This window comes from Psychrobacter sp. CLB018, from assembly GCF_041222815.1.
Taxonomy (GTDB): Bacteria; Pseudomonadota; Gammaproteobacteria; order Pseudomonadales; family Moraxellaceae; genus Psychrobacter; species Psychrobacter faecalis.
The window spans coordinates 1,646,084-1,672,877 of the sequence record NZ_CP166085.1; the positions used below are offsets into that span (position 1 = coordinate 1,646,084).

A 26,794-nucleotide genomic window follows, 5' to 3' on the forward strand; every position below is an offset into this window, starting at 1 on the left:
AACAGCATATCTTCTTGTGATTACTGGCTAATAAAGCATAGTATTTTAAGGTCAAAACGCTTAACCAATTAGCCATGAAGTATGGTGAGTCTTTACTTCTTGTGTGACTTAGCATTCTATGCCTTAAATAGTAACTCATTTGGCAGTAATTGTAACGTTGGTGAAACATTAAAAACGATAAATACAGGAGTTAGAATGGCCCATTATTTTGGATTTATACCGTCAGATGAATTAAAAGCGCTGATTATTGAGGCAGAGCAAATCTTTGAATCAAACGTAGAAACAGATTACTACCCCTATCGTGATGCCTTAACCCACCAAACGGCGCGTGACCTCACCGATAAATTATTGGTTGGACTGGTAGATATTATTCCAAATCCTGAGCGCCAAGCCGCCATGCGTAAAGTGGTCGGTACGGTCGAAAAAGCAACTGACACGCTGCTTAATATTTTATTGGGTAAAGAGAATAACGAAGAAGTGTTGCCGAGTTTTCATTTTTTACGTGATAAAGCGACCTTTATCGATAACGAAGGTGAAAAGCGTATCGGTTTTAAATTGTCAGATGCTGACGCCAAAATCATTGATGCTGGTTTTGCAGCGGTTACTCCTGAACACGTAGATATGAAAACGTTTAAAACGGCACTTGAAACGATGAATGAAGAAACGTTAACGCATTTCATTAGTCGCTATGCGGAAACGTTGAAGCTTGGCATGATTAAGCGCAAATCTGTGCCAGTTGCCAAAGCAGCTATCGATAAAGGAATGACCATGGCACTAAATAAATTACTGCCTGATCTACCTGATGCATCATTGAATCGTTTGGCCAATTATTATCGCCCATTTATCGTAAAAAAACCTGAATAGCGGTTGTATTAGCAACTATTATGTTTTTATTAAAACGGTAGTGTTGGGCAAATTTGCTAAAATTTGCTAAAATAGGCGGCACTTTTATCAAAGGCGCAACTCATGACCCAAATTAACAACCAAGAAATTGAAAAAACCCTGCGCAACTCAGAGTGCCTGATCAGCAGTATCGAAGTAGCCGCTGCTTATGAGCGCTTGGCCGCCCAGCTCAATCTACATTATGCCGGTTTAAATCCAATCGTGATGGTCGTTATGAACGGCGGACTTATCCCAGCCGGTCAACTATTGACTCATCTAACCTTTTACCATCGCATGCATTATATCCATGCATCACGCTATCGTGATAATGCGGGTACCAATGAGCTTGATTGGAAATTTAAGCCTGACGTAAGTATCGAAGGCGAACACGTTTTATTAATCGATGATATTTTTGACGAAGGTATTACTTTAAAAGCCATTGTTGAAGAATTAGGTAAAGAAAAACCCTTATCGATTGAATGTTGCGTATTACTCAATAAAGAGCATGATCGCAAAGTTGCAGACTTTGATGTTGATTTTGTTGGTATCAACGTTGCAGATCGTTATGTCTATGGCTGTGGCATGGATTTCCATGGTTACTTGCGTCATCTGCCTGGTATCTACGCTATTAAAGAAGACAAAATCTAGTCATTCTTTGGTTGAGTGTTTTGAATGTATCGCATAATAAAAAAGCATCCGACTGGATGCTTTTTTATTGCTTATTGCTTTGATTGTAGTCAGTGGCAATTAAAATTGCAATGCCAAACCCGTATGGCGCTCAGTGGGTGTTTGGACGGCCTTTTCCAAAGCGGATTTCGTACTATATATGGTTACCTGTTTTTTGGCACGGGTCACAGCGGTATAAATAAGTTCTTTACTCAGCAATCTTGCATGACTATTATCAAAAGTAATGGCCACATGATCAAACTCAGACCCTTGCGATTTGTGAATAGTCATCGCATAGGCTGTGGCGATCACCTCTTCATTGAGAAGATTGACGGCTATCCCCTGCTTCTTGTTTTCAAAAAACACTTCGAGTCGACTACGCTCATTACCAGTTTGCAAACAAAACCCAATATCGCCATTAAATAATCCTAGCTCATAATTGTTTTGAAGGACCATAACGGGACGACCATGAAACCATGTGTTTTGACCCAGTGGTAGCTTAAGCTCAGTAAGGTGCCATTGAGTAAAGTATTTATTAATATAATGGTCGCCCCACTCGCCATTATGGCCAGCAGTTAACACCCTGAACTGATTAAAGGTTTCCATTAATGAAGCAATGGTATCTTTAACTGATTCTGGCACGGATTTTTCTATCGGATTTATCAGCAGCGTTTTTATTTTGTTTATGTAAGTGTGGTAGTTTGATGTGAGGTTTGAGATATTTTTATTTTTGCTTAGGCTATTTTCTATTTTATTATGTAGAGAAGCTTCTGTTTGTAAGGGGTTAATGTTATTCACATATTGAAAACTCAGTACCTTATCATGCTTTAACAGCTGCCAAATAGTATGAGTATCTGTCTTTGCCTTATTGATTTGATAAGCAAGCTTACCAATACCCGAATCTGATGTAAATCGACGACTCTCTGTTAGCTCTGCATGGATAGGCTCTAACCGCGGAATGCGGCACAAGTCAGCCAGTACCGCCCCTGCATCTACAGCTGCCAATTGGTTCGCATCTCCTAATAGTATCAGCCTTGCGCCAGGCTTTACCGCACTCACAAGATAGTTCGCCAGCTCCACCCCTAGCATCGACGCCTCATCGACGATAATAATATCCTCGCCCAGTGGATTATTAGCATCATAACGCGGTCTGCCAGTACGTCCGATACCTAGCAAGCGATGAATGGTTTTGGCTTCTTGTAATTGTAGTTCGACATTCGCGGTGCCTAACGCGGCTTGCAAAGACTCTTGCATACGCTGTGCCGCTTTACCAGTTGGTGCTGCTAATGCCAAGCTGGCACTGTCAGTGCTAAATCTAATGCTTTTAGACGCATCTGCCCCACTCTCTGTTGCCTGTTGCAGTGCAATCACTAGCTGAGCAACGGTGTAGGTCTTCCCCGTACCTGGTCCACCAGTAATAATGCTAAAGGCGTTGTTATTGGCGACATTAATTGCCTTTATCTGATTTTCGTGTAGGTTTTCGGGTATTGCTATCTCTAGCGGTGTTACCTGATGGTCTAAAATAGTGTTGATGCGCGCGGCTAAGTTAAATTCTGCTTGCCAAGCTCTGTGTAACCAAAAAGTGATTGCTGCGTTTTGTTTATCAGCCTTTTTGTTATTTACAAGCTGATAAACGATAGGTTGATTATTTTTGCTTAGGCTATTTATATTTTCATTCTGGTTTGTATTAGCATTAACGTCAGCGAACAAAGTGTGCTCATCGATTAACTTAGAAAAAAACGTTAAGTTACTATTTTTCAATAATTGGTAGAGTGCCGCTACTGTATCAAGCCTTTTAACCAAGATCTCTTTTTCATGATTACTGAGTGCCAGCTGCGCCCATAGCTGGTCTTGCTTAGCAAACAAGTTCTCTAGCAGTACGAATATTGATACCTCAGCCGTAATATCCACCTCTGACTGAACCTCTATTTGAGTGTCATTCAAGGCAATAAGCGGCATCGCTAGCATCTCTAACAGCTGCTGTTGCCAAGCATATAGTGTCACCACTTCGTCATTGATATGACCGCTGAGCGGTACTTCGTGCTCAGTTTCCTGAATGGTGAGTACAGTATGCCCCTCTTCTAAATGCGCGGCTAACATAGTAAATAAGGCTGCAAATAAACCGCTGTCTGGTGTTCTGTCTATTTTTTCACTACCAGTATTAAGCTTGGCATCGGTCACGTTATACGCTAAATGCGTTTGCTGACGGCGCAGCAAAATATAATCACTGATGTTGCTGGCCCAGCTTTCTTGTAAGCTAATAGCAGCGCTGCTCTTATTATTATTCATAAATTATTACTCATGGTCTGTTTTTCTCTATACTTATAGGATTAATCGCTACAGTAATTTGTTGCATCAAATTCGTAATTGCATTCATTTTGTGTACCCTGCTAACTGGGCATGCCAAACAATGCATCTAAGGCCTTAATAAAATCAATAGGAATATCCCACGTCACCAGTCCATAGCGGGCCCTGTTTGTTGGTTTGTCATGCATTGTCTCACTGGCTATTGAGTCGCCGCCACTCAGTACATTCGCCTCTTTTGCTTTAGTCACCAACTGAGAGGTTGGATCATATACGCCTCGTAAAAAGACATACTCCACCGCGCCCAAATACTTAGCTTCATTGCCTACATAATCAGCAATTCGCATCGACAAAAACCGATGCAATGCCACTTGATAAATGGCTGCTTGCAACCAATACCCTGCTTTAGACATCGCTTGCTTGAGCGTAGCTTCGTTATAATCGCTTAGGCTATTTCCTAAAAAGTTACTTTTATAATCGACGACATAATACTTGCCAGCATGCTCATACACCAAATCGATTTCACCACGTAAATAACGATATAAATGCGCTTTGTTTTGCGGAACCAGATTGACATGTTTGTCGGTTTCATTAGGCAGGTACTGCTGAAAGAGTCTATTAATATCTTGTGCTTTAAAACGCTCTGACAGTCCCATATTGAACTCTAATTCAGCGAACCTCTGACTTGCATCGATAGAGCGTAACGGCTGATCAGACGCTAATAGCGGCGTATGTAGCACCTCTTCAATCCAGCCAATGAGAGCTGCATGCTTGCTAGCATCTATCGAGTCCGAATCCAATGAATCAGTATTTAATGAAGCACTATCGCCTTGCTCTTGCTTCTTCGCTTGTAATCGACGGCTTTGGGTTTCAGCACTGCTATACACCAACGGCAGCTGATAGCTACTAATAGCTCTATCGATAACCTGAGACCACTGGGATTTATTATTAAAATCAATTTTTTCAAATATCTCATGCAAAAATGTACCCGCATTGGCACCTTTCACAAAGGTAAAACGAATATCATCCTCTAACTTGAGACTTGCCTGATCGACTTGCGCGGCAGCGTCATGACTATCTGATGCATGACCACCCAGTGACGGTGGAACTGACGTTTCGGTGATATTGATATCAACATCAATATCTATCCCATCATCAATACGCTCATCCATCACAGCCATTGTCTGCGTTGACTCATCTAGCTGACGGGCTAAGGCGGTAAAACTGGTCTTAGCCCAACCGTAAAAGTAATTGATTTTCATAACTTCTGAAAAATCATCATACTCAATAGGTTCGGTTTTGGGCGTAATAAAATCGGGCGATCCACTTTCTGTTAATTTGCCTGCTTTAGTAGCAGCACAGTTATCGTTATAGAACTCATTGACCTTATGCCCTCTAATCATACCTATGGTGCCTTTGAATCTATCTGGCAATTCAAATTTTGGCTCTGGTGACTCAAACCAATAGAACACCGGCTTTAATTCAAACCCTGTTTTGTTGTGGGGATCTCGCAGTACCACATAAAGCTGTTCACTGGCGCGCGTAAAGGCCACATAACCAAGCCGGCGCAGCTCCTCGAAGCCCTCCTGCGTTTCAATATCGGTATAGTAACCCTTTGTGGTCGCAGAGCCTTGTACAGGAGAGAATCGGCGCTGATTGCCTGTCGATTGCTGCGCCAACGCTGACTGACTTTGTTGAGTAGCATCTTGTTGGGTAGGGTTTTGTTGCGAGTTGTAGAGATACAACCCATAGTCTTCTTTATTACCTGACTTCCTACTGGCATCACCCATACCCAGCACATAGACAATAGGAAACTCCAACCCTTTTGATTTATGAATGGTCATTAGCTGCACGCCAGATTCTGTCGGTAACGGATACTGCTTGGCCCAATCGCTGCTAGGCGCGCTATCTATGTTTTGTCTAAACCAGGCCAGCAGCTCGTACTCACCCATGCCGATACCATACTGCGCTAATATATCCATTACATGACGCAAATCCATAATATGACGATCGCCTTCTGGATGGGCGGCTAATGCTTGCCAAACGCCTTGCGGCTGCACAGGGCTTTGATCTAACAAGTAATGCATGGCCGATAATACGCCAAAGTGCTGCCAAAGCTGGGCACCTTCTTTTAAATAGCTAATAAAGTCTTGATAGCTTTTCTTATTGTCGATGGCTTTTATATTAGCGCTATTTAAATCTACAGCTCCTGCCTCATGGTCAATCATCATGGCTTTAATATCTTTGATACTCAGGCCATACAAATGACTGGTCAGCACCCGATTAATCATGTCATGACGATACGGATATAGCATAGCACTCAGCAGCGCTGCCACATCCTCTGCCATGACGGTTTCGAAGATACTCACATCACTGGTGGTCAAGGTCGGCACATTGAGCTTTACCAGCTCATCTTCTACTTGTTTTAAATCTTTTTTGGCACGTGCCAGCACACCGATATCGCTCGGCTGAATCGGCTTGCCTTTTAATGTCTGACCACTGCTGAGTAAGGTCGCAATATGACGCGCTGCGATCTCGAACTCATCATACTCAAGCTCCTTGTCCTTATCATAAGGCAAGTGCAACACACTCACTGGCTGAGCAGAAAGTACGTCATTTACCAAGTCGCTATTTAGTATGTTTGAATCATTAAACCAAGACAGCTGATTTTCTTGCTTTTCAGCTTTAATGTGCTGGTAATAAATACCACTACCTAACTGTGCCAGCCTATTCTCTTGAGTCACTGGCGCAGGCATACCGAACCAACAGTTTAGGGCATTAATCACACTGGCGTTTGAACGACGATTAACATCGAGCGTCCATAGGCTGCTTTTTTCAAACTGGGCTTTCATATAATTGTAGTTGGCGACATCACCGCCGCGAAACCCATAAATGGCCTGCTTAGGATCGCCTACCAACAACAAAAAATCATGGTTGGTTTTATTAGTAGCCTGTTTGTCATTGGCCAACGGTTTACGTTTATTTGTTGGCAAATAGATGCTTTCAATCATAGTGGCTTGCTCGCCATTGATATCCTGCGACTCATCAATCAATGCCACGGGATAATGATGACGAATATAACGTGCCAGCTTCTCTCCTTGCCGACCCGTTAATGCTTGGTTTAAACGCACCATCTGCAAGCTAAAGGTAGTTTCACCGCGCTCTTCTAATATAACCGGTAGCCTGTCACGTACCGCCAACACGATATGGCGATTGAGATTGGCTAAAATAGTAATAACGTATTCATCGAGCTTTTTGCTTTCTTCAATATACCGTTTAAAGTCACGAACCACCTGCAACTCATTAAATATCAAATTAACTCTTTCACCATCTTTTGGCTTGTAGAACTGTTTGCCTATATCATCAGTTTTCTGAAACGCTTCAATTAACTTTCTAGTATAAGTTTTTTTGTCTGATATGAACTTATAAGCGGCGGGACCAGACTCTTCTAACACTTGAACGATTTTCGGCCAAGACTCTCTGTTATTCTGCAACTGTCCTTTGGGAACTTCATAGTATTCGCCATCAGGCTTAAAGAAAGCATCAAGCTCATCGCTGCGCTCAATGATACTATGGATAAGCCGCTCGTAACCCTCAAAAGAAAAATCACTGCTCACAACTTCATCAATTGGCGCAGAAATAAAATTCAGCGACCGAGTTACATAGTTTTTATGATCGCCCACCGCCGTCAGCTTACCTTGCTGATCCATCAATGCATACAATTTAGGTTGCTCGTGATACAGCCTACTTTGAAACTGACGCAGCTCATCATGAACAATACTGTCCGTCACTTGCTCAATGCTGCTGTCTTCAATAATAGCCATCCCTTGCTGATGACCGGTCTCGCTACTGTACTCCTTCAACCATTTTTGCGCCAAGCTATCAAGGGTTCCGACAAACAGCTTGTCCAAGGTGGTTAATACAAGCGCCGTGCGTCGAATGGCTTCTGTCATAGGATAGCTGTATACATGATCAAGCAAGTAGCCGACCAGATGCAGATTGATAGGGTCTTGCATGATGTCATCTAAGCGCGCATATTTAGCCTGAGCGACTAACCAGTCCTCACGATCTTTTTTTGCTTGTGCACGCTTTTCAGCAGCAGCTTTTTTGTCATGAACGTTGTTATAAACAAAGTCTTGATTTAGTTCATCTGCATCTATTTCAGCGTTTGAATCCGTATTTGAGCTATTGACTGCTTGCTTATCACTATCAGGTGTCACCTGTAATATATGTGGATACAAACTCTCTTTATTAGCGCGGTCAGCACTCAGGCTATTCACCCATTGCAGCAGCTGATAGAAATCCACCAAACGATCATGAATGCGCTGACGCATCTCAGCAGCCGCAGCGCGAGTAAAGGTCGTCGCAATGATTTGCTCTGGTGCACGCCGTGCCTCAATCAACAGACGCAGTACAATGCCAGTTAGTGTCCACGTTTTACCAGTACCAGCTGACGCTTCGATAAGATGCCGCCCCGTCAATGCAACATCAACCGCTGGTATCACATCCGCATTATTCTTAGGCTTAATCATGTCGTGATTCGCAACCTCACTGTCAGTCATACCCTGATATGTATCAGATGCGTGTGGCTGGGTAGAAATGTCCATCATGTGAGTGGTGGCGGTAAATTCTGTCATAGGGGCGTACACTTTTTATTATCAATTAAACCAAAGGGCAAAAAACGAACCGTTTTAAACAGTTTTAAGTAACCAGCTAGCCTGCTAACTATCTAAACCTTGTAGCGCTGTAAACATTGGCTCATAAAGCGGCTGTGCTAACGTCGTTAATGCTGCTGATAAGGTTTTAAACGCGTCTTGATCACGCAGTACGTATTGCCAAATGGCATGCTGCGAGCAGGTATCGTATACTGTATCTACGTGATAGCTAGGTCTTAGCCAATCTGAGAAGTCTGCGCGTTTTGGCCAATAGCTGCCGCTCTCATCTTCACTCTCTGCCGCTTTTGCACACTTATCAAGATAACTGAGCGCATATTCTGGCAATAAGGTAATCGGCACTTGACCTACTAGCTTGCCAAATATCGCCCACTTTATCAGCTCGGTCACGGCATCTTCATACACAATAGGGCTTAACTTAAATGTGATTACATCTTTATATTTACCAACTTGCGAGTTGGATTTGTTAAAGCGCCAAATACTCACGCCATCATCTGCTGCGACTTGCTCGGCAGTGGTACGTCTGGCAACTTGCCAATACAGATGCGACAACCAAAACTTGATTAAATGCTTGGGGCTAGCAGAATTGGGCAGTATGTTTAACCACTGCTTGGGTGAGTTTTCCGCATAGGACACGCCAGCCTGTAGATTAGAGGAATGGTGATTGGCATCTATCGATACTGATGTAGGAACTGATATTGGTACTGAACCTTTTATTTTAACTATTTTAGGCAATAGCTTCGGTAGTGGCGCATTATCAGCATGGTTCAACACAGTCGCTAACTCTAGCTGAACGGGATGCTCGGTGGTTGGAGTCAGTAGCTGCAAACCACCTATCTCGCTTGCCTCTAATATCTGGGCATCATCCAAGCCATTAGCAACTAGCTGTTCTTTAAATTCCTGACATTGCTGCTGCAGTTTTTGTTTTTGATTGGGCAATGTCGTTTGGCGCGCCACACCTGCTGGCATGATTTTTTGATACATCAAGATTGGACTGTCTTGCGTGGCGGTGCTGTCGGTACTATTATTTGCTGCATCGCTCGCCAGCTCGTTAATCAGATACTCTTTTATCTGATAAGTCGTTAGATTGTCTAGGAATAGTGGCTCTTGATGTGCCATCGCTTCCTCACCCTGCACCACATGCACCTTTTGAGTACGCAAAAATGCCTTGGCAGGATGGCGCACTTGATAGGTCAATACCCCTTCAACGTCTATCTCTCCAATATTAAATACAGTTTCGGAAAGTGCCTTTTTAGTAAGGTCATTAACCTCACCAGAATCATTGAATACAGCTGTTGCGTCTAGTGACAACATCTCAGCTATTACATCTAAGGTTTGATTGTCTACTTGTCCTAACTGACCTAGAGATTGACCAAGCAGCTGAGCAATTGATTCGTACTGTGCTTTGGTAGGCAAGCTAACCAGTTCTGCATGCTCACTAAATGCTCTGCCCTTTAAGGTATTAAACACTGCTTGCCAAAGCGGCGCCGGAGGAAACTGACGTTTTTGCGCAAGCTTGGTTCTGCGCATGGCTGTATTCAAAAGAACATCTAACTCATCTGCATTATCAATAAGTCTGTTGTCTTGAATATCATTTTCAGTGTGCATAGCTGTGCTTTCATTCAAATTGAGCTTAGGAATGTCAGACGCTTGCTCACAAACATCTGCGTCTTCAATGTCTGTTTCAAACAAACTCTCATGAAACGGCAGTGCCGGATGCTCAGTCAGCAGCCACTGTTTAATCAATTTAGGTAAATAACGCTTAAGGCTCTCGGTGGTAGAATCAACATTCTCAGGTAATGTGTCTAACGCTTCAAGCGAGTTGACCTGCCACTGCACCTCACCTTGCAAAAATTGTAATAGCTCACTAACTGGGTTGGCTGGCAGGTGCTCGTGGGTATCCAACAGACTTTGACCGTTATAAAATATCCAGCAAGCACTGCGCGCACACAGCAAGGCATCTAAAAATGCACCATTATCATCATCTTCACTGACTCTATCACCGCGGCGGGCATTGGTGGCTTTCATCAAATCATAGCGATTATCAAGATCACGCCCAGGAAATTCAGACAGATCCATATTGAGCATCACCACCAAATCAAAAGGCACATTTCTGAGCGCCCCAAATCGACCAAAGGTAATCACCCCAGTCGGCTCGGCACTGACCTGCTGACTCTCAAGCTCTGCTTCAATACTGTCCAGCATAAAATTCAGCTTTAATGGCAACTGCTCAACGCCTGCCAGCCTTTGCTCTACTTCTTTTTTGTTAGCATTACTGACACTATCGCTACTGGCGTACTGTCTATAGTGACGATTGGCCCTCAGGCTTGATTTAAAGCCATTCATAGCGTTATAGATGGCGCGCATCGTACGCGTTTGATCGACATCACTAAAGTAGCGATGAATGACTTGTTTCTCAATCTGATCAAGCCAATCTTCCGCTTTTAGTTTTTGTGTATGATCATCACGGCGCGCAGTCAAACCGGCATAAATACGACAAAGCGCTTCAATAATTATCGCATCATTTAGGCTCACTTGCGGCAGCGGCAAACTCATTTCCGGCAAGGCAGTGCTTGGCCACTCTTCCTGTGCCAAAGGATATAAGCAATCGCTTAAACTGGCCTCTGGCATCACGAGACCCAAGGTTAATCTATCTAACGCTTGAGCAAAGGTAAATCGGTAGTCATAGTCGTTGCTATCTAGGGTTTGTTTAAGATGCCATTCATCAAAGCCGCGAATAAAGCCTGCCTCTACCAGTAAATCACAGCCACGGCTCATCTGATCATGGGTTAAGCCAAAACTTTCATGCAGCGGTGGCAGCATTAGCCAATCAAGCACCTCGGCGGCTTCAAAGCGGGCACTATGACTGCCTAACAGCTTATAAAAACCAATGATGGCTTCCCATAGCTGACGAATATCTGCATCGACCACACCAGTTACCTTTGCAGGCAAGGTCAAACCGTCTTGGCCTTTACCACTAACGAAAATAGAGCTGATCAGCGCATGGTGACGCTCAACATCGGGCAGCAACACGACAATATCGGATATATGGCGTTTTTTCTTACCAGGTTTTAATGGCTCATTCAACCAGCGCCCAATCATGATGCGCAGTACTTCAAGTTGACGCTGTAAACTGTGGCATGAATGAATACTTAGGCTATTATCTTGCGCAGACATTTCCCAAAAACGCTCCTTCTCAAAGCGTTTATTCTCTAATGCTTCATCGACATACCACGGCGTCTCTTGCTCATTTTGATCAGAGCCGGTCTCTATTTGTTTACTGACTGCTTGCGATACTTTGGCCGCGGTCGCTTGCTGGGTAGACTGCTCATCGAGCATCAACACATCATTTTGTAAACGTCTCAATAAGCTTACGCTCTTTTGCAGCTGTTGCGCACTATCATCAAAATCAATACTGAACTCGTCGCTCAAGCCATCATTGCTATCATCGCCCTCATTAAAGATATCTTGCCACTCGACGAGTGCGTCTTGGTATTGCTCATTACCCGATAAATTTGCGAGCATCGCAAAAGTATCACGCGACTGTTTACCCAAACGTGATAGCAAACTGTGCCCATAATCACGCAGAAACACGCTTTCAGGGTTAATGATCTGTTGACGCTGTAGCCATGATTTATCAACAATATCCGCCCAAAACAGCTTGGATGGGTTGTAGTGCAGCAGTGTGATATCCATGTATTGTGACAAGCGCTGTAAAAAGTCGAGCTCGGTTTGTGGCAATTGCTGAATGGTAAAAATGCGCAGAACTTTGGGCAGTTGAGCACGCTCATTCGCCTTGTTGCTTTTTAGCGCTGACCAAAAAGTATCCTCAAGTGCCACCCGGTGCTGATGCACATCGGCAAACAAATGCGACCATAAGAAACGCTGCGCGACCTCTAACTCTACATAGTGCGCCACCAACCATTCAGGGGTGCCACGTGCATACTTATCGAAGCGCAAGGATAGTGCATCCTTATCCGCTATCAGCGCATCCACATTAAGCGGCTTATTATGTGACCACAGATCCAACCAGTCCTCACGATGGGTTAAATAGCGGTTAAACACCCTCGCCAAATCACTTGCCAGCTGCCAAATACGCGCATCTTGCTGTGCCTTATCCTGCTGAACTTCTTCTTGCGGCTCATCAATCAAAGACGCCAGCAGTGGATGAACGGGATGTTTTTCATCAGCGACAATCGCCTCTTGATAGTAAGTCAAATAACCAAACAATCGCCACTGCATTACCGTTGGTGACAGTACTGCCACCTCAGGCACATTCAACGTTGACGCTACAGGGTTTTGTTCTAATAAATAGGCATTGTGGCGGCTCAACACATCCTGCATCAATATCCACTGATACTGACCCCAAAACGTCGTCGTCACTAAGGTACTGATACCCGCTTGGCTTGCAATAGACTTGTCTAGCCAATCACCAAGTACCATTGATGGCACAATGACAACAAACTCTTCAAAAATGGGTTGATTTTTGGACTTATAGGCCTCCAACAACTGCTCAACTAAAAGCTCGGTGCGGTGCGACTGAATAATGGTAAACATAAATGAGGTAATCTATTTGAATGAATAAAGCTGGAATAGTAAAAATTGAGTATTAAAAACAACACGACGAGCGTGTAAATTTTACGGCAAAGCTGATGATAGCGTATGGTTTCATACTTTTTCTGAAGAAGAAACGTGGTAGGCAACACTCATCAATCTATGTTTGCTGCTCGTTAGTCTGTTGCATTTCTGCTAGCATAATATCGATTAAAAACAGTAGATATTATAGTACCAATTCATGCATAACACCCTGTGTTTGGCAGTAAAACTGTCGCTAATAATAAACGATGAGTATTAATAACACGGTTGGTAGTGAGAAAAGCTAATAACGTGCGCAATCTGCTGATCAGTGTGCCACTGTTCGCGGTGGTTTACCAGCACGTCACCTATAAAGCAAGAGCGCTTGCGACAACGGATGTCGCTCTACCCTTTACCTAAACTTTTTTGTTAAAGAGATAACAGAATACTATGCCCATGCGCCCCATTGATGCCATTTTCGTTCATCCTAAACGCCGGTTGTATGTTGTATACTACCGCGGTGAGCTGTGGGAATTGCCCCGCATGAAAATTGATGATAGGTCATGGCAAAACAGGCAGCCTTATACTGACGATAGCAGTGGTCTTTATCTTAGCATCCATCAAGCCATTAGCGACCCGATATTGACCCAAAAACTTCGTACTTTAAACTTGCCAGCAGCGGTGCGTGGCAGCACGTTACCACGCTTTGAAGCATGGTGGGAAGCCCACGGTTTTAAATGGCTTAAAGACAAACTTACCACCGGTGAATCGCCATTGGCCGCGCATCAGGCTTTGCAAGCATTGTCTACTAATATGGCAGCTGCTCAAGCGACTGATAAACAAAACGCGCCTGTTTCAGGCTTCCAAGTAGTATCTAATGATGCTAGCAGTAATAACGAAAATAATCCTACCCAACAAAAAACTAATGAGCCAAGTACGGCAGCACCTGTAGCAAAAGACGCGGACATCTTTGCTCATATGCTGGCAGATTTAGTAGACGAAGTATTAAACCATCAAGAATAAATCTGTTACCATTTATCATCTACTCTATCAATTAACCACATTAACCAAAAAAAGAGCGGTAACTTATGAGAGATTACAAGCTGCTATTAGCGGGGCTTATTTTACTGCTGCTGATTATTTTTATCGCCATCTTTACTTGGTTATGGACCAGTAACCGCAAAAATATGGACCCTTTGCCGATTATGGCAAATAACAATGATACATCGTCTGCGGATAATGACGAAAATACCATTGCAAAAAGCACCTTGCACATCCAAGCAGAAGATGGGCTGCAAGCACCTTTAGATGCGGTGATTGCAAGCTTTCAAGCACGCTATCCAAATATGCAAATATTAACAAACTATGTGCCTTCGGCTGCCCTTTTAACGTTATTCGTTAATGATTTTGCCGACAGTCATCGCACCGACGATGAGCGCGCGTCTTTTCTCATAGATACCGATTTAATCATTGCGAATGGCAAGCTGTCAAAAGAGCGCCTAGCGCCTTTGCAAGAACAATTAAAAACCGCTCAAGACAAGCACAACCAAAACAAATTAAATGATAGTAGCGCCCAAGTTAAAAAAGCAGAAGATGGCGTAGATGAAGCTGATGCAGAAGTGGCGGCTCACGCCAAAAGCGATAATACCAATACCCGTAGCCTGAGTTCTTTTGGCTATGCCCTACAAGGCGAGCAAGCGGTAGATGGCGTGGTATTAACGCAAAACCCTGCGGCGATTAATTTTAGAAATTTTTTGCTCTCAAGTACCGGACAAGATATCTTAAGCCAGCATAATTATACCAATATCGACGGTTATAAGAATGATATGGACAATTTATTTCAACCAAGTTCACGCGCCAAACAAGCAACCGGCGAGCTCTCGGTAGATGTATCCGACGCGCTTAGCAATGGTAAATAAGTCTAAGGCCCGCTGCCTGATGATTACGCATTGCTTTTGTCAGACCTTTTTTTTACAATAGCACTCCACCACGCGCCTATAGCTCAACAGGATAGAGCAGTTGCCTCCTAAGCGATCGATCGGGGTTCGAGTCCCTGTGGGCGCACCAATCATTGTATTTAGACATAACCTCGCATTACCTAAAGTGACCCCTGCCGTCAAATCCGTACAGTTAAACTTGGGAGATTTTAATTACGCAGCCTGACGATAATAATCAAACCACACCTGTCTTGGCGATTTATAGCCCAAGCCCTTTTGAATCCTCGTCTGGTTGTAGTACAGCTCGATATATCTAATGATATCGTTGATGGCTGTAAATCTGGTTTTATAATCTTTATGATATATCAGCTCATTCTTCAATGTACCCCAGAAGCTTTCTATCGGCGCATTGTCATAACAGTTGCCTTTAGCGCTCATTGAGCCTGTAAATTGATGCTGCTTAATGATCTTGTGGTAGGCATGGCTGCAATACTGGCTGCCTCTGTCAGAGTGGACTATTAGCCCTTTGGCAGGTCGTTTGTTCTTGATTGCCATAGTGAGTGCACGGCAAACTAAATCAGCAGTCATGCGTTTATTAATGGCGTAACCGACAAGCTCTTTAGTGTATAAGTCTTTAATGCCTGCTAAATACAGCCAGCCCTCGTTTGTCCAGATGTAGGTGATGTCACTGACCCAAGCTTGATTCGGTCTTTGCATATCAAACTGCTGATTTAATACGTTGTCATAGACTAGCTTATTGTGATTAGAGTCAGTGGTGACTTTAAAGCGCTTGTGGCGACGGCATTTGATGCCATGCTCCTCTTTAATGCTTCTAACCATGTAAGGGCTGATATCATGTCCTTGCCCGTTTAGGTGCGCCTGTAGACGCTCAAAGCCGTAGCGTTCCTTGGTTTCACTGTGCGCGGCTTTAACCAGTAACTCGCACTGATTACGATGTATCTGCTGCTCGCTTAAGTCACGACTTAGCCAATCGTAGTAGCTTGAGGGCTTAACGCTCAATACACGGCACATAGTAGTGACACTAAATATCTGCTGATTGTCTTTAATAAAGGCGTACTTTACGGGCTGTTTTTCGCGAAGTACGCCGTCGCCTCATTCGAGCATAGCTCTCATCTTGCGTCGGGGCGAAGCAGTGCTTCGCTTTATCCCTCCTCATTTAAGATCTCGCGCTCCTCTTCAGCCACTTTGAGCTGACGCTTGAGCTGCTTTATTTCTTGAAGAGCACTCATAAGATCAGGATCATATTGCTCAGTCCCTTCAAGCTTGCCTTGATTGGCTTTATTATGCCAGTTTGATAAGGTTTGCATGGCGATGCCAAGCTGCTTTGCAGTCGCTGAGATATTGCCGTTATTATCTGCTATCTTCTTGACGGCTTCTGCTTTAAATTCTGTGCTGTAAGTTCTAACTTTCTTGGACATGGTAAACTCCTCGTTGAGTCGTTAGTTTACCAAGTTTACTTGTACGGTTTCTTCAGCATATAGTCAATTCCACTTAAAAGTGTTATAAACTAATTATTAAATCCAATTGTTATCATAAAGATTATGACTTACTCACTAGATTTTCGTATGCAAGTTCTTAAAAGTATAGATGACGGTATGACCTTTGCCGAGGCGGCTGAGTTTTATAATCTCAGTCCAACCACGATACAGAACTGGAAGAGACGTATTCATAGCAAAACAACCAGGCAAACCAAACCCTATAAAATACCAGATGACGTGCTACTTAATGATGTCAAAGAACACCCTGATGATTACCAGTATGAGCGAGCCCGTCGTTTAAACTGTAGTAAAACAGGCATTTATCATGCCCTAAAGCGGTTAGGCATCAGTCAAAAAAAAGACCTTAGAACATCCAAAAGCCTGTCCGATCAAAAGAGCGGCGTATCAGAATAAGCTTGAGCACTTTAAGCAGCAAGGCTACCCCATTGTATATATGGACGAAAGCGGCTTTGAGTCTGAAACCATTCGCTCTCATGGTTATGCACCGATTGGTAAGCCTTGTATCGATAGCTACAACTGGCAAGGTAAAAAGCGAACCAACGTTATTGGTGCTCTGTATGAAAAGATACTGTTTGCGCTTGATTACTTTGAGACAAACATCAACAGCAGCATATTCTACAACTGGTGCAAATTCACGCTAATCCCAAGTCTTAAAACCAAATGCGTGATTGTCATGGATAACGCCAGATTTCATAAGAGCAAGCGTATTCAAAAGCTACTGAACAGACATGGTCATCGTATTCTATGGTTGCCGCCGTACAGCCCTGATCTGAATCCTGAGCGAGGATAAAGCAAAGCACTGCTTTGCCCGAGCGCAAGACGAGAGCTGTGCTCGAGTGGGAGAAAAAATGGGCTCAGGTGAAGTTTCTACGCCAAGGCTGGATGGAAAACGACTTATCCAAATTGTTTTATGATGTTTGTCCCAACCATAACAATTTTATTTTGAGCTGACTATATATAACTATCAACCAACTAAAATACATCGAATCCGTGTGTTACCACCATTAGTTTCTTCTATAGTTGAATAGGTTAATTCTATATTATGCTTCTGTAAAACACTCTTATTGAATGAAGGTTTACCTTTCAAAATAATGTAATATCCAAAATTTTCACTATCTCCATTTTGAGCAAAACTAGAAATCCTGAGTACTCTAACACCGAATTTATTGAAGTCAGTATCCATATTCTTAGATATTTCATTTTTCGTTTTCTTAAATGTGCTATTTATTGATTTTACATTTTTTACTTTATATTTATTGCCAATGATAAACTGACTGTTTTTTTTCTCTATTGATGGATTTTCCAAAAGATTCGTATAAAAGCTTATTAGTTCTCCACTTGAGGTGTTAAAAGAACAGCTCAACGTAGATTTGCTTATTAAGTATTGAACATCAATCACTTTGCTTGAGTTCAATTGTTTATCGTGTATTTCTGCCTGTGTGCTGGCAGATGTGGTTAGCAGTACAATCCAGCTGCTAACCGTTTTCTTTACACTATCGAGTCGAGGTAGAGTCATGGAAGTTTAGTCCTTGATCAATTAAAGATTGGGTATCAACTATAGGTGCTGATTGCTGAGACTGTGAACCCCAAGCTTTTTTAGGATAGTAATAAATATACGTACTACCCCACTCTCAACTTGAAATAAGCAATTCAAACTGAAGAGGCGGATTACCAAGTTTTTTGTTGAGTACAAAACACAGATTGTGTGAAAGAATCTTACGAATCAATCGATGAGACAAATGCCATAAATCTCTTGCTCGTACCCTTTGTATATTAAATCGTTCTGATAGCTGACCAATGACTGTTTCAACGATACGGCGGGCTTTCATCAGCCGTCTTACCACAGGTTTGGGTCTATCCTCTTTCATGTTAGCTCTGAGTGGCGTTTGTAAATCCACGCCTTGAGCGTCGTAGTACGATGTCAGACTAGGGCTGATATACCCTTTATCAGCGCCAAGTAGCCCATGAATATGAGTGGTGATTTCTGGGGCAACCGCTCTTTCATCAACATTGGCAGGAGCAAAGGTAAAGCCTTTAATCATGCCCGATAAGTTAACAAGCAAATGTCCCTCAAAGCCATAGTATCTCTCTTGCTTAGCCGCACAGTAGCTAAAAGCCGCTAAGTCTTGATAGTTTTTATGCCGATAAGCGCGTCCATAATGACAGACGGGTATCGGAAAACCATCCATAAAATGGATGTTGTCACGGCCCTCAAGTTCACTGACGTTATCTTGTATCTGCTGTTTGACTTGCCACAGATTGGCGCAGTGCTTTGCGAAGTTAGGGTATAAGCCGATGGCTGGAAACCAGTCTTGCCAATGCTGGGTAAAGTATTGCCAAATCTGTTTGTCTTGATCAAGGTTTAAAAATTCACCGACCATCTCCATGCAAATGATCTCAGGATCACTCAACTTTGGTGCGTAACCTGCACTTCGCAAGGGTTTGGTGACGACTATTTTGTAATATTGCTCTACCATTAAATAGATATTGATGATAAATTCGTCTATGGGCATCTCACAACTCCATTGTATTCTTGGTCGAAAACAATAGATTAGGGCGTGTCTTCATTTTAAAAATGGTGATAAAAATGAGATAAATTGCAGTCAAACAAGGAAAATAGCGCCGTTAATATCGGGATATTACCTAGCTATTTGATGAAGTTTGGCAAAATTTAGCCATTTTTAGCCCATTTAGATGTCCATCGATTGAATTGAAGACACGCCCTAGTGAGGTGCTCTTCTTTTTTCAATCACTTTCGAAGTTGAGAGTGGGGTATATTACTATCTATCAGTAAGAATATTCGCTTGCATCTAGCTGGCTTTCAAGATTTTGTATTGAACTGTCCACATCATTAAGTTGAGACTTCAATTGGCTAGCCTCACTATCTAAGTCAGACGCTAAATCGTCAAGTTCTGATTGTGATTGAATAAAGCTGAATTGATAATACATTCCACTAATATTGTCAGCTGTCTGATGAGCATTGTACATTTCACTTTGAAGATTTTCGATTTCAGCTTTGCTATTTTCTATAATCAACTTATATTCTTCGATAGCAGCGTAAGCATCATCTAATGCAATCTCGTTTGATTCTTCGGCTGATTTCAGACTGCTTGAATAAGACCAAACAAAAAATAAAACTAAAACCCCAATTATACCAATGCTAACTTTTTTATAGTTCACTTCGTTCTCTCAAATACAAACAAAAGTAAATTATAACAACATATTATCGGGTGTAGCTATATAACTTATAAAAAACCGCCCAAACCATTCAAGGAAGGAAAACTGATTAATTTAACATAATGAAGACGGCAGGATTTGAACCTGTGACGTTAGAATTATGAGTCCTGTCCTCTGACCACTACACCCCCAGTGTATTGCGCTACCATCTGCGCTATGGGCCCGTAATTAATTACAAAACTCAATCTTATCTACAAAACCTTGAGCACCTTCCACGCCTCTATTTGCTCGGTCCTTAAGAAACTGCAGCCAATAATCTTTGTCGCACGACTCGGTTACCTCTTGATAATAATCATAGGCCTCTTGGTTGGTTAGATCGCACATATCAGCTTCCATGCTAAATCGTAGACATAAAAAAGCCCGATATGGAAAATCACATATCGGGTACAAAAACGTAGGCAATAAAAAAACGAAAGAACCGGAGAGTTATCTTTCGTTCAAGACATTCATATTTAAATCAATTTACAATTACTGCCATTGTAGAAAATATAACACTACAGTGCGGCATGGGTCAAGTCATATAATAATACCTAGACAAGCCTGCTCTTCCTTGCTTTATTTTTTAAATTTTATTAAGTGGATTAGTACCCTACATCATCATTTCTTCACTAATAGAGTCTCCTTCGTGCAAAGCATTAAAAAGCTTTACCTCTGCAACCTTTATTAATGCCTCTCGCTTAGCATAGGTGTAATTTTGAGTAGCATTCGAGTCAAACAAAAGATCTTCGCTGTTCTGTTTTTGCCATTCAACAATACTTTGTAAAAGCTCAGCGCAATAAGCCTCTCGAGCTTCATCAAATAATGGCGTGTCAATGGTAGGAGCATCACCAATATCATCTGCGACCGTAGTGATTGCTAACATCATAATGGCATCAAAACTTTGTGGGCTAACTTGTATGTCTTTTTCCTGTTTTATATCTAACATCATCTTACCTGCTATTTTCTAATCAAGAATTTGTATGACGCTATACTAGATTCTTAATGTGACAGACTAATGACATCATCATAATTACATGCTTTCAACCAGCTCACAGCTTATTGCTAGGTTAGATCTATACTTGGCAATATCATTATTAGGGCGTGTCCCTAATTGGCAAAAAAGTATATATCTTCTAAAATAAAGCATACACTTTATAAAATAAGAGGTATATAAGAAAAATGGCCAGACAAGCATTGACCGATAATCTCTGGGAACAGCTACAAGTGACTATGGCACAACATGGTTGCTACCGAAAAGATAAGAATCGTGACGTGATGGAAGCCATTCTTTGGAAACTACGTACAGGTGCTCCTTGGCGTGATATACCTGAAGAATTATGCCCATGGAAAACCGCTTACAACCGTTTCAATCGATGGTCAAAAACGGGTTTGTGGGAGAAATTTTTTTTAGCCTACGAAAAGAAGTTGATACGGAATGGGTATTCATCGACGGAAGCTATGTTCGCTGTCACCAGCATGCAAGTGGAGCTCGGCGTGGTGAAGATCGAGCAATTGGACGAAGCCGTGGCGGAGCAACTACAAAGATACACCTATCCTGTGATGCCGATGGATATCCGCTCGATTTTAAAATCACTGGGGGTGAAGTCCACGACAGTCAAGTTGCAGGTGAATTGATTGACATGATTGGTCAAGCTGATTACTTTATCGCTGATAAAGGCTATGACTCAGAAGCCATCAGAGACAAAGCCCGTACCCACGATATGGTGCCTGTCATCCCTAAAAGGAAAAATGCCAAACAGCCTAATCCAGAGTTTGATAGCTATTTATACAAACTGCGCCATTTAGTAGAAAATATGTTTGCGAGACTCAAGCACTTCCGTAGTATAGCCACTCGCTATGAGAAGTTGGCTCGTAATTTTAAGTCAATGCTTTATCTGGCGTGTACTATCATTCATTGCAAGATGAATTGAGGACACGCCCTAAAACTGCATTAGACCCTAGTGATGCCCCAATGAGCTATAGCAGAATCAATCAAGAACTATTACAAAAACGTCAAGCAGATAGCGTTAATGCGGCGTTACGTTATGAGCCTGGGGTGAGTACTGAGAGCCGCGGTACGGTATCTATTTTTGATGAATACAACATTCGTGGTTTTAAGACTTATTCCAATTTTTATGATGGATTGCGCCTCCCCTACGACGGCGCTTGGAACCTGATGCCGCAAGTAGACATTTATGCGACTGAAGCGGTAGAAGTGTTAAAAGGCCCAGCATCTTCACTTTACGGCTACGCGGCACCAGGTGGCATGGTCAATCAGGTCGCCAAAACACCAAAAAGCACCCAAGAGTCTGAAGTACAGTTGCGCTTTGGCAATCAAAACCTCAAAGAAGTGGCAGTCGATATGACCGGCCCTATCTCAGATACGCTTAATTATCGCTTGGTGGCATTAAAACGTAAAAAAGAGGGTCAGATGCAGACCACAGAAGAAGAGCGCACTTTAATTAATCCGTCACTTGAATGGCGACCGACAGAAGATGTCTCCGTTCTTGCCAATATTTTTTATCAAGACGATCCAGAGATGGTGCCTTCTACCCCGCTGCCGGCTGTTGGGACAGTCTACAATGCCAGTTATGGCAAGCTAGGCAGGGATGCCTACGCAGGAGACGAATGGAATCATTTTAGCAAAGAAGTTCTGATGCCAAGTGTGACTGTCAACTGGGCTATCAATGACAAATTAACCTTTAAGCATATCCTACGCTATACCGATGCCGAAGCGCAGCAGCGCAATATGTACAATCAAGAAGGGTTTATCACGGGTAGCGATAAGATTTTAAATCGTGTGGCCTATACCACTGATGAAAAGATGAACAACTGGACCACCGACAATCAGCTGGCTTATCAGTTAGATACTGCCAATACATCGCACAATTTATTATTCGGTGTGGAATATCAAGAAACGGACAGTAGCGCCACTTATTACGATGCTGGCGCAGATGGCACCCCCAACCTTGATTTGTCCAATCCCGATTTTTCGCAAATCGATGCTGGCACACTACCATTAGATATTTATCGACAGAAACAAGACATCGAACAAAGCCAGCTGGGATTTTATTTACAAGATGAGATGCAGTGGCAAGATTTGACGGTAGTGGCAGGATTACGCCACGATAAGTTCGACAGTACTACCGAGCAAACCGACGCCTCTAAAGGTGCGGTTTATAGTAACAAAACGATTGATAACAGCGCATCAAAAACCAGTGGTCGCCTTGCTGCCATTTATGACTTTGATAATGGCTTCTCTCCTTATGCCAGCTATTCACAGTCGTTTCAGCCTGTTGTCGGTAGCAACTTTGTTACTAATAAGGCATTTGAGCCCACCACCGCTGACCAGTTAGAAGCTGGTATCAAATATCTGTCCCCAGATCGCGCCACACAAGGAACGTTGGCGGTGTTTGATATTACGCAAAAGAACGTCGTGGTGGCTGATGAAATCAGTTATAGAAGTCAAACTCAAACGGGTGAAATCACCTCTAAAGGGTTCGAGGTTTCAGGCAGCCACATGCTAAGTGATTGGGTAGATATTGCTGCAAGCTACAGCTATACCGATGCTGAGATTACCGAAGATGAATTCAACCCTGACGTGGTCGGCAATACGCCAGCACAAACCGCTAAACACAAAGCAACACTGTGGGCAGACTATTACGCCACAGATAAGCTTACTCTCAATGCAGGGGTTCGATATGAAGACGGCATGCAACTTGATAAGCAAAATTCAGACGAGCTGCCAAGTGTGACCTTGGTAGATATTGGTGGCAGCTATCAAATCCATCCGATGCTCACCGTTGGCGCTAGTATCAATAATTTGTTTGATAAAACCTATGTCGGTACTTGCTACGATAGTAATAACTGCTGGATGGGACCCGAGCGCCAGATGTCCGTCAGTCTAAAGGCCAACTTTTAAACAATATAGAGCTTATCATTACTAGAGAATGTCCGTTTTATATACTGGCGCTATCTAAACTGATAACTTAAAAAATGAAACACTTAAATTAAGAAAGGCATTAAAATGGCAAAACCCGCTCCAAGAACATTGAATGTTGTTCGTACCAAATACATCACGCCACAGATGTACCGCGTCACGCTTGGCGGTACTGGCCTGCTTGACTTTCCAAAAGATCAAGAAAGCGCTTATATTAAACTCATATTTCCTCAAGACCATGGGGCTCGGCCACTGATGCGCACTTATACCATTAGCGGACAACGTGAGGATGAAATAGATGTGGATTTTGCTTTGCATGACGCTGAAGGGCCTGCTTCAATGTGGGCACGTAACGCCCAAGTGGGTGAGCAAATATTGGTCGGCGGCCCAGGGCCAAAGAAGCTGATTAATAATGAGGCAGATTGGTTTTTATTGGTTGGTGATATGACAGCGCTACCAGCCATTAGCGTTAATCTTGCCCAGCTACCTGCTGATGCCTGCGGCTATGCAGTCCTTGAGGTCACCAGTGAAGCGGATAAGCAACTACTCAAAAAACCAGACAACGTTGACATTCACTGGGTGATCAACTCACATCCAAATACCGAAAGCAGCCCATTACTTGAAAGGGTTAAAACGCTTACGTGGCTAGCAGGCCAGCCTGCGGTGTGGGCAGCATGTGAATTTCATAGTATGCGCGCCCTGCGCCATCACTTTAAAACATATTTTTCAATACCAAAAACGCATTTATACATATCCAGCTATTGGAAAGTCGATAGCACAGAAGACCAGCATAAAGTTGAGAAGCAGAAAGATGCAAAAAATCTAGGGGCTGTATAGAATTGAGGAACCATTGAAAAACATAAGCAACGCCTTACTCTACTGTTTACCACAACAAAGAAATAAGGCATCACTTATGACTCGCACCAAGCTCAACGATGAACTTTGGCACAAGCTATTTATTATATTGCGACAAATTAACGTATATAACAAGCCCAATCTAAGACGTACCGTTGAAGGCATGCTGTACCGCATAAGAGTAGGCTGTCCATGGCGAGACTTACCTTCTTATTTCGGTCATTGGTCTCGCATATATCATCAATACCGTTATTGGCGTAAAACCGGTAAATGGCAAAAGCTCATGAAAATAATCACTTAGATTAACACATGAAGTGCAATACCAAATGCAAGGTGAAAAAAAGACCTAGATGCGCTAGCATCAAAGTTTTTATCCACCGACCAAAGTGAGATTGCAACCATGAGCTATACACATCTAAGCCTAGGTGAACGATACCAGATTTATGCCCTTAAAGGGGCAAAACATAGTATTAATTTTATAGCGAGGGCGTTAAACAGAAGTCCCAGTACCATATCAAGAGAGCTTAGGCGTAATAAAAGCCTACGAGGTTACCGAGCAAAGTATGCTAATAACAAGGCTTGTGACAGACGGGCTAACAACGCCACAACTATTGTGGCTGACCTCTGGGCATGGGTGACAGACAAGCTTAAAGAGAACTTGCGTCCTGAGCAAATATCTGGCGTTCATGGTGGTATCAGTCATACCCGTTAAGTCGAACTCTAAAAACAGCAACAATGACACACTAGACTGGTATTTGTATCGTTGCCGTCACTTGGTAGAAAACGCTTTTGCTAGGTTGAAACATTTTAGGGGCATTGCCACGCGATATCATAAGCTCAAAGATAGCTATGCAGCAGCGGTAATGCTTGCTTGTGTCTTTATCTGGTTGCCACTCATTTGAATTCTATACACATCCTAAAAGGTATTGTTAAATTATCATAATCGCTATGTTGAATTGACCGAGGAAGGTAAACGATAATAAACCTAAAGGCTAAAAGCTAAAAGGTAAGAAACTCAATCTATAACAGCTGAACGAATATGAGCGGCGGGGAAAACGGCGCTAAATGTCGAGCCTTTGCCTTCTGACGATTCAATTTGCAAAGTCGTGTCATATTGATATAACACATGCTTTACAATCGCCAGCCCCAGCCCCGTACCACCTGTCGCACGACTGCGCCCGCTATCCACTCGATAAAAACGCTCGGTCAACCGTGCGACATGTTGTGGCGCAATACCAATACCATCATCACTGACGGCAAACCGACAGCCTTCTGCAGTCTTTGCCCAGCTGATGACGATATTACCTGCTTTTGGCGTGTATTTAATCGCATTAATCACCAAATTGGATAACGCACTGTTCAAATACATCTCCGAGCCGTAAAGACCATCATAGGTATCTATCTGTAAATGCAGCGTATGGCCATATCCTTGGTTGTAAGCCTGCGCATCATCATAGACATGCGTGAGCAGCTTGGTCATATCAATATAATGCAGCTCATGTGTCTCTTCGATTTCAATCCGAGACAGCAGCAGCAAGTCATTGACCACTCTATTCATGCGCGCGGTCTGCTGCGTCATTAATTCAAAGCCGCGTCGCCATTGCCGCGGCATGTCTTCCTGATCTGAGAAATTTTCCAGATAGCCCATCAGTACAGTCAATGGCGTTCGTAACTCATGCGAGACATTTGCCACAAAGTCGCGGCGCATTTGCTCTAAGTGTTGTAAGCGGGTCACATCATAAATAATCAGCAGCTTTTCATCGCCAAAAGGCGTGAGCTCACATTTAAGATAACGGTTAGGATCTTGCCATGACTTCATATGTACACCATCATTGGGTGTCACCATGCTCTGATAGTATTGCCGAAACTCAGGGACGTTAATAAAGTCAAAAATACTTTTGCCATGATCCGCTGACTGCAACAATAACAAATCCTCGGCGGCCTGATTCCACCACTCCAAACCATCATCGTCGTTTAGCAAAATAACCGCATCTCGCAGTGCGCGTAAGGCACTTCTGATTTTTTTCAGCTGATCGGTGGAGTATTGCTCGATGTCCTGTTGCTCAATATCCCTTGGCGTTATCATGTGTTTCTCTCTTTTTTATTACCAGTATGATGCTTAGCACTTATTATTAGCACTGACTATTCTTAGCACCAAATATTCTCAGTACTTATGCTTCTCAGTACTCAATATTCTAAATATTTATGCCTCTGGGCACTGAATGT

Annotated in this window: 20 protein-coding genes, 1 tRNA gene and 3 pseudogenes; 14 read left to right on the top strand and 10 right to left on the bottom strand. The window is 42.8% G+C overall.

From position 1 onward, the window contains the following. Nucleotides 1-195 precede the first annotated feature (195 nt). Nucleotides 196-864: a hypothetical protein gene (locus AB8P72_RS06975; protein ID WP_306495888.1), complete on the top strand. Its 669-nt coding sequence runs from the start codon at nucleotides 196-198 to the stop codon at nucleotides 862-864. 102 nt (nucleotides 865-966) lie between these two features. Continuing rightward, nucleotides 967-1,530 carry a hypoxanthine-guanine phosphoribosyltransferase gene (locus tag AB8P72_RS06980; RefSeq protein WP_068404752.1) on the top strand — a complete coding sequence of 188 codons (564 nt, stop codon included), beginning with the start codon at nucleotides 967-969 and terminating at the stop codon, nucleotides 1,528-1,530. A gap of 99 nt (nucleotides 1,531-1,629) precedes the next feature. Here AB8P72_RS06980 and recD read toward each other — a convergent pair whose 3' ends face one another. The 3 genes from recD to AB8P72_RS06995 form a co-directional block, all read right to left on the bottom strand. After that, a complete protein-coding gene (recD, locus tag AB8P72_RS06985) occupies nucleotides 1,630-3,837 on the bottom strand; it encodes an exodeoxyribonuclease V subunit alpha (RefSeq protein ID WP_306495890.1) in 2,208 nt (735 codons plus the stop codon). Nucleotides 3,838-3,938: 101 nt separating this feature from the next. Then, nucleotides 3,939-8,384: a UvrD-helicase domain-containing protein gene (locus AB8P72_RS06990; protein ID WP_369958283.1), complete on the bottom strand. Its 4,446-nt coding sequence runs from the start codon at nucleotides 8,382-8,384 to the stop codon at nucleotides 3,939-3,941. A 189-nt stretch (nucleotides 8,385-8,573) separates the two neighbouring features. Further along, nucleotides 8,574-13,082, bottom strand: coding sequence for an exodeoxyribonuclease V subunit gamma (locus tag AB8P72_RS06995; protein WP_369957544.1), 4,509 nt, complete (start codon nucleotides 13,080-13,082; stop codon nucleotides 8,574-8,576). A 312-nt stretch (nucleotides 13,083-13,394) separates the two neighbouring features. Between AB8P72_RS06995 and AB8P72_RS07000 the strand changes: the two genes are divergently transcribed. From AB8P72_RS07000 to AB8P72_RS07015, 4 genes are all read left to right on the top strand, one after another. Further along, complete coding sequence (locus tag AB8P72_RS07000) at nucleotides 13,395-13,520, top strand: hypothetical protein (RefSeq protein ID WP_305935916.1); 126 nt, start codon at nucleotides 13,395-13,397, stop codon at nucleotides 13,518-13,520. A 30-nt stretch (nucleotides 13,521-13,550) separates the two neighbouring features. Beyond that, nucleotides 13,551-14,123: a hypothetical protein gene (locus tag AB8P72_RS07005; protein WP_144297910.1), complete on the top strand. Its 573-nt coding sequence runs from the start codon at nucleotides 13,551-13,553 to the stop codon at nucleotides 14,121-14,123. A 65-nt stretch (nucleotides 14,124-14,188) separates the two neighbouring features. After that, entirely contained in the window at nucleotides 14,189-15,019 is an 831-nt protein-coding gene (locus AB8P72_RS07010) for a hypothetical protein (protein WP_191691993.1), read from the top strand. 72 nt (nucleotides 15,020-15,091) lie between these two features. Next, nucleotides 15,092-15,167 (top strand) — tRNA-Arg (locus AB8P72_RS07015). Nucleotides 15,168-15,250: 83 nt separating this feature from the next. On the opposite strand, the pseudogene AB8P72_RS07020 reads toward AB8P72_RS07015, so the two are convergent. Then, nucleotides 15,251-16,476 (bottom strand): annotated as a pseudogene (locus AB8P72_RS07020) (IS3 family transposase). Nucleotides 16,477-16,599: 123 nt separating this feature from the next. On the opposite strand from AB8P72_RS07020, the gene AB8P72_RS07025 reads away from it, so the two are divergent. Together AB8P72_RS07025 and AB8P72_RS07030 are read left to right on the top strand one after the other, a co-directional pair. Further along, the gene (locus AB8P72_RS07025) at nucleotides 16,600-16,950 is read left to right on the top strand and encodes an IS630 transposase-related protein (RefSeq protein WP_198328881.1); all 351 of its coding nucleotides are present in this window, start codon (nucleotides 16,600-16,602) and stop codon (nucleotides 16,948-16,950) included. Next, a complete protein-coding gene (locus AB8P72_RS07030) occupies nucleotides 16,925-17,347 on the top strand; it encodes a transposase (RefSeq protein ID WP_198328884.1) in 423 nt (140 codons plus the stop codon). Before AB8P72_RS07025 ends, AB8P72_RS07030 begins: the two co-directional genes overlap by 26 nt. Before the next feature lie 174 nt (nucleotides 17,348-17,521). Here AB8P72_RS07030 and AB8P72_RS07035 read toward each other — a convergent pair whose 3' ends face one another. The 5 genes from AB8P72_RS07035 to AB8P72_RS07055 form a co-directional block, all read right to left on the bottom strand. After that, entirely contained in the window at nucleotides 17,522-18,073 is a 552-nt protein-coding gene (locus tag AB8P72_RS07035) for a hypothetical protein (protein ID WP_369957545.1), read from the bottom strand. A 115-nt stretch (nucleotides 18,074-18,188) separates the two neighbouring features. Next, complete coding sequence (locus AB8P72_RS07040) at nucleotides 18,189-19,070, bottom strand: IS982 family transposase (protein ID WP_369957546.1); 882 nt, start codon at nucleotides 19,068-19,070, stop codon at nucleotides 18,189-18,191. 274 nt (nucleotides 19,071-19,344) lie between these two features. Further along, nucleotides 19,345-19,737: a hypothetical protein gene (locus tag AB8P72_RS07045; protein ID WP_102076308.1), complete on the bottom strand. Its 393-nt coding sequence runs from the start codon at nucleotides 19,735-19,737 to the stop codon at nucleotides 19,345-19,347. A 225-nt stretch (nucleotides 19,738-19,962) separates the two neighbouring features. Then, nucleotides 19,963-20,130, bottom strand: coding sequence for a hypothetical protein (locus tag AB8P72_RS07050; RefSeq protein ID WP_180952491.1), 168 nt, complete (start codon nucleotides 20,128-20,130; stop codon nucleotides 19,963-19,965). Nucleotides 20,131-20,383: 253 nt separating this feature from the next. Then, on the bottom strand, nucleotides 20,384-20,722 hold the full coding sequence (locus tag AB8P72_RS07055; protein ID WP_225211716.1) for a hypothetical protein: 339 nt from the start codon (nucleotides 20,720-20,722) through the stop codon (nucleotides 20,384-20,386). A 230-nt stretch (nucleotides 20,723-20,952) separates the two neighbouring features. Here AB8P72_RS07055 and AB8P72_RS07060 point away from each other — a divergent pair. The 6 genes and pseudogenes from AB8P72_RS07060 to AB8P72_RS07085 all read left to right on the top strand — a co-directional run. Then, a protein-coding gene (locus AB8P72_RS07060; RefSeq protein WP_306495080.1) for an IS5 family transposase occupies nucleotides 20,953-21,704 on the top strand; the annotation gives its coding sequence in 2 pieces (ribosomal slippage) (nucleotides 20,953-21,160 and nucleotides 21,160-21,704; 753 coding nt in all). A gap of 41 nt (nucleotides 21,705-21,745) precedes the next feature. Next, the gene (locus AB8P72_RS07065; RefSeq protein ID WP_198329173.1) at nucleotides 21,746-23,695 is read left to right on the top strand and encodes a TonB-dependent siderophore receptor; all 1,950 of its coding nucleotides are present in this window, start codon (nucleotides 21,746-21,748) and stop codon (nucleotides 23,693-23,695) included. A gap of 105 nt (nucleotides 23,696-23,800) precedes the next feature. After that, a complete protein-coding gene (locus AB8P72_RS07070) occupies nucleotides 23,801-24,550 on the top strand; it encodes a siderophore-interacting protein (RefSeq protein ID WP_102076457.1) in 750 nt (249 codons plus the stop codon). 76 nt (nucleotides 24,551-24,626) lie between these two features. After that, nucleotides 24,627-24,866 (top strand): annotated as a pseudogene (locus AB8P72_RS07075) (transposase); the annotation flags it as partial. A 102-nt stretch (nucleotides 24,867-24,968) separates the two neighbouring features. After that, nucleotides 24,969-25,280: a helix-turn-helix domain-containing protein gene (locus AB8P72_RS07080; RefSeq protein ID WP_198329170.1), complete on the top strand. Its 312-nt coding sequence runs from the start codon at nucleotides 24,969-24,971 to the stop codon at nucleotides 25,278-25,280. Then, nucleotides 25,270-25,470: pseudogene (locus tag AB8P72_RS07085) on the top strand (transposase); the annotation flags it as partial. The gene AB8P72_RS07080 and the pseudogene AB8P72_RS07085, both read left to right, overlap by 11 nt. 113 nt (nucleotides 25,471-25,583) lie before the next feature. Here AB8P72_RS07085 and phoR read toward each other — a convergent pair. Next, nucleotides 25,584-26,654, bottom strand: coding sequence for a phosphate regulon sensor histidine kinase PhoR (gene phoR, locus AB8P72_RS07090; RefSeq protein ID WP_102076459.1), 1,071 nt, complete (start codon nucleotides 26,652-26,654; stop codon nucleotides 25,584-25,586). Between the last annotated feature and the right edge of the window lie 140 nt (nucleotides 26,655-26,794).

Coding starts and splice junctions, on each gene's coding strand:
- AB8P72_RS06975 (WP_306495888.1), top strand. CDS start 196: ATGGCCCATTATTTTGGATTTATACCGTCAGATGAATTAAAAGCGCTG.
- AB8P72_RS06980 (WP_068404752.1), top strand. CDS start 967: ATGACCCAAATTAACAACCAAGAAATTGAAAAAACCCTGCGCAACTCA.
- recD (WP_306495890.1), bottom strand. CDS start 3,837: ATGAATAATAATAAGAGCAGCGCTGCTATTAGCTTACAAGAAAGCTGG.
- AB8P72_RS06990 (WP_369958283.1), bottom strand. CDS start 8,384: ATGATTAAGCCTAAGAATAATGCGGATGTGATACCAGCGGTTGATGTT.
- AB8P72_RS06995 (WP_369957544.1), bottom strand. CDS start 13,082: ATGTTTACCATTATTCAGTCGCACCGCACCGAGCTTTTAGTTGAGCAG.
- AB8P72_RS07005 (WP_144297910.1), top strand. CDS start 13,551: ATGCCCATGCGCCCCATTGATGCCATTTTCGTTCATCCTAAACGCCGG.
- AB8P72_RS07010 (WP_191691993.1), top strand. CDS start 14,189: ATGAGAGATTACAAGCTGCTATTAGCGGGGCTTATTTTACTGCTGCTG.
- AB8P72_RS07025 (WP_198328881.1), top strand. CDS start 16,600: ATGACTTACTCACTAGATTTTCGTATGCAAGTTCTTAAAAGTATAGAT.
- AB8P72_RS07035 (WP_369957545.1), bottom strand. CDS start 18,073: ATGACTCTACCTCGACTCGATAGTGTAAAGAAAACGGTTAGCAGCTGG.
- AB8P72_RS07040 (WP_369957546.1), bottom strand. CDS start 19,070: ATGCCCATAGACGAATTTATCATCAATATCTATTTAATGGTAGAGCAA.
- AB8P72_RS07050 (WP_180952491.1), bottom strand. CDS start 20,130: ATGGAAGCTGATATGTGCGATCTAACCAACCAAGAGGCCTATGATTAT.
- AB8P72_RS07055 (WP_225211716.1), bottom strand. CDS start 20,722: ATGATGTTAGATATAAAACAGGAAAAAGACATACAAGTTAGCCCACAA.
- AB8P72_RS07065 (WP_198329173.1), top strand. CDS start 21,746: ATGAGCTATAGCAGAATCAATCAAGAACTATTACAAAAACGTCAAGCA.
- AB8P72_RS07070 (WP_102076457.1), top strand. CDS start 23,801: ATGGCAAAACCCGCTCCAAGAACATTGAATGTTGTTCGTACCAAATAC.
- AB8P72_RS07080 (WP_198329170.1), top strand. CDS start 24,969: ATGAGCTATACACATCTAAGCCTAGGTGAACGATACCAGATTTATGCC.
- phoR (WP_102076459.1), bottom strand. CDS start 26,654: ATGATAACGCCAAGGGATATTGAGCAACAGGACATCGAGCAATACTCC.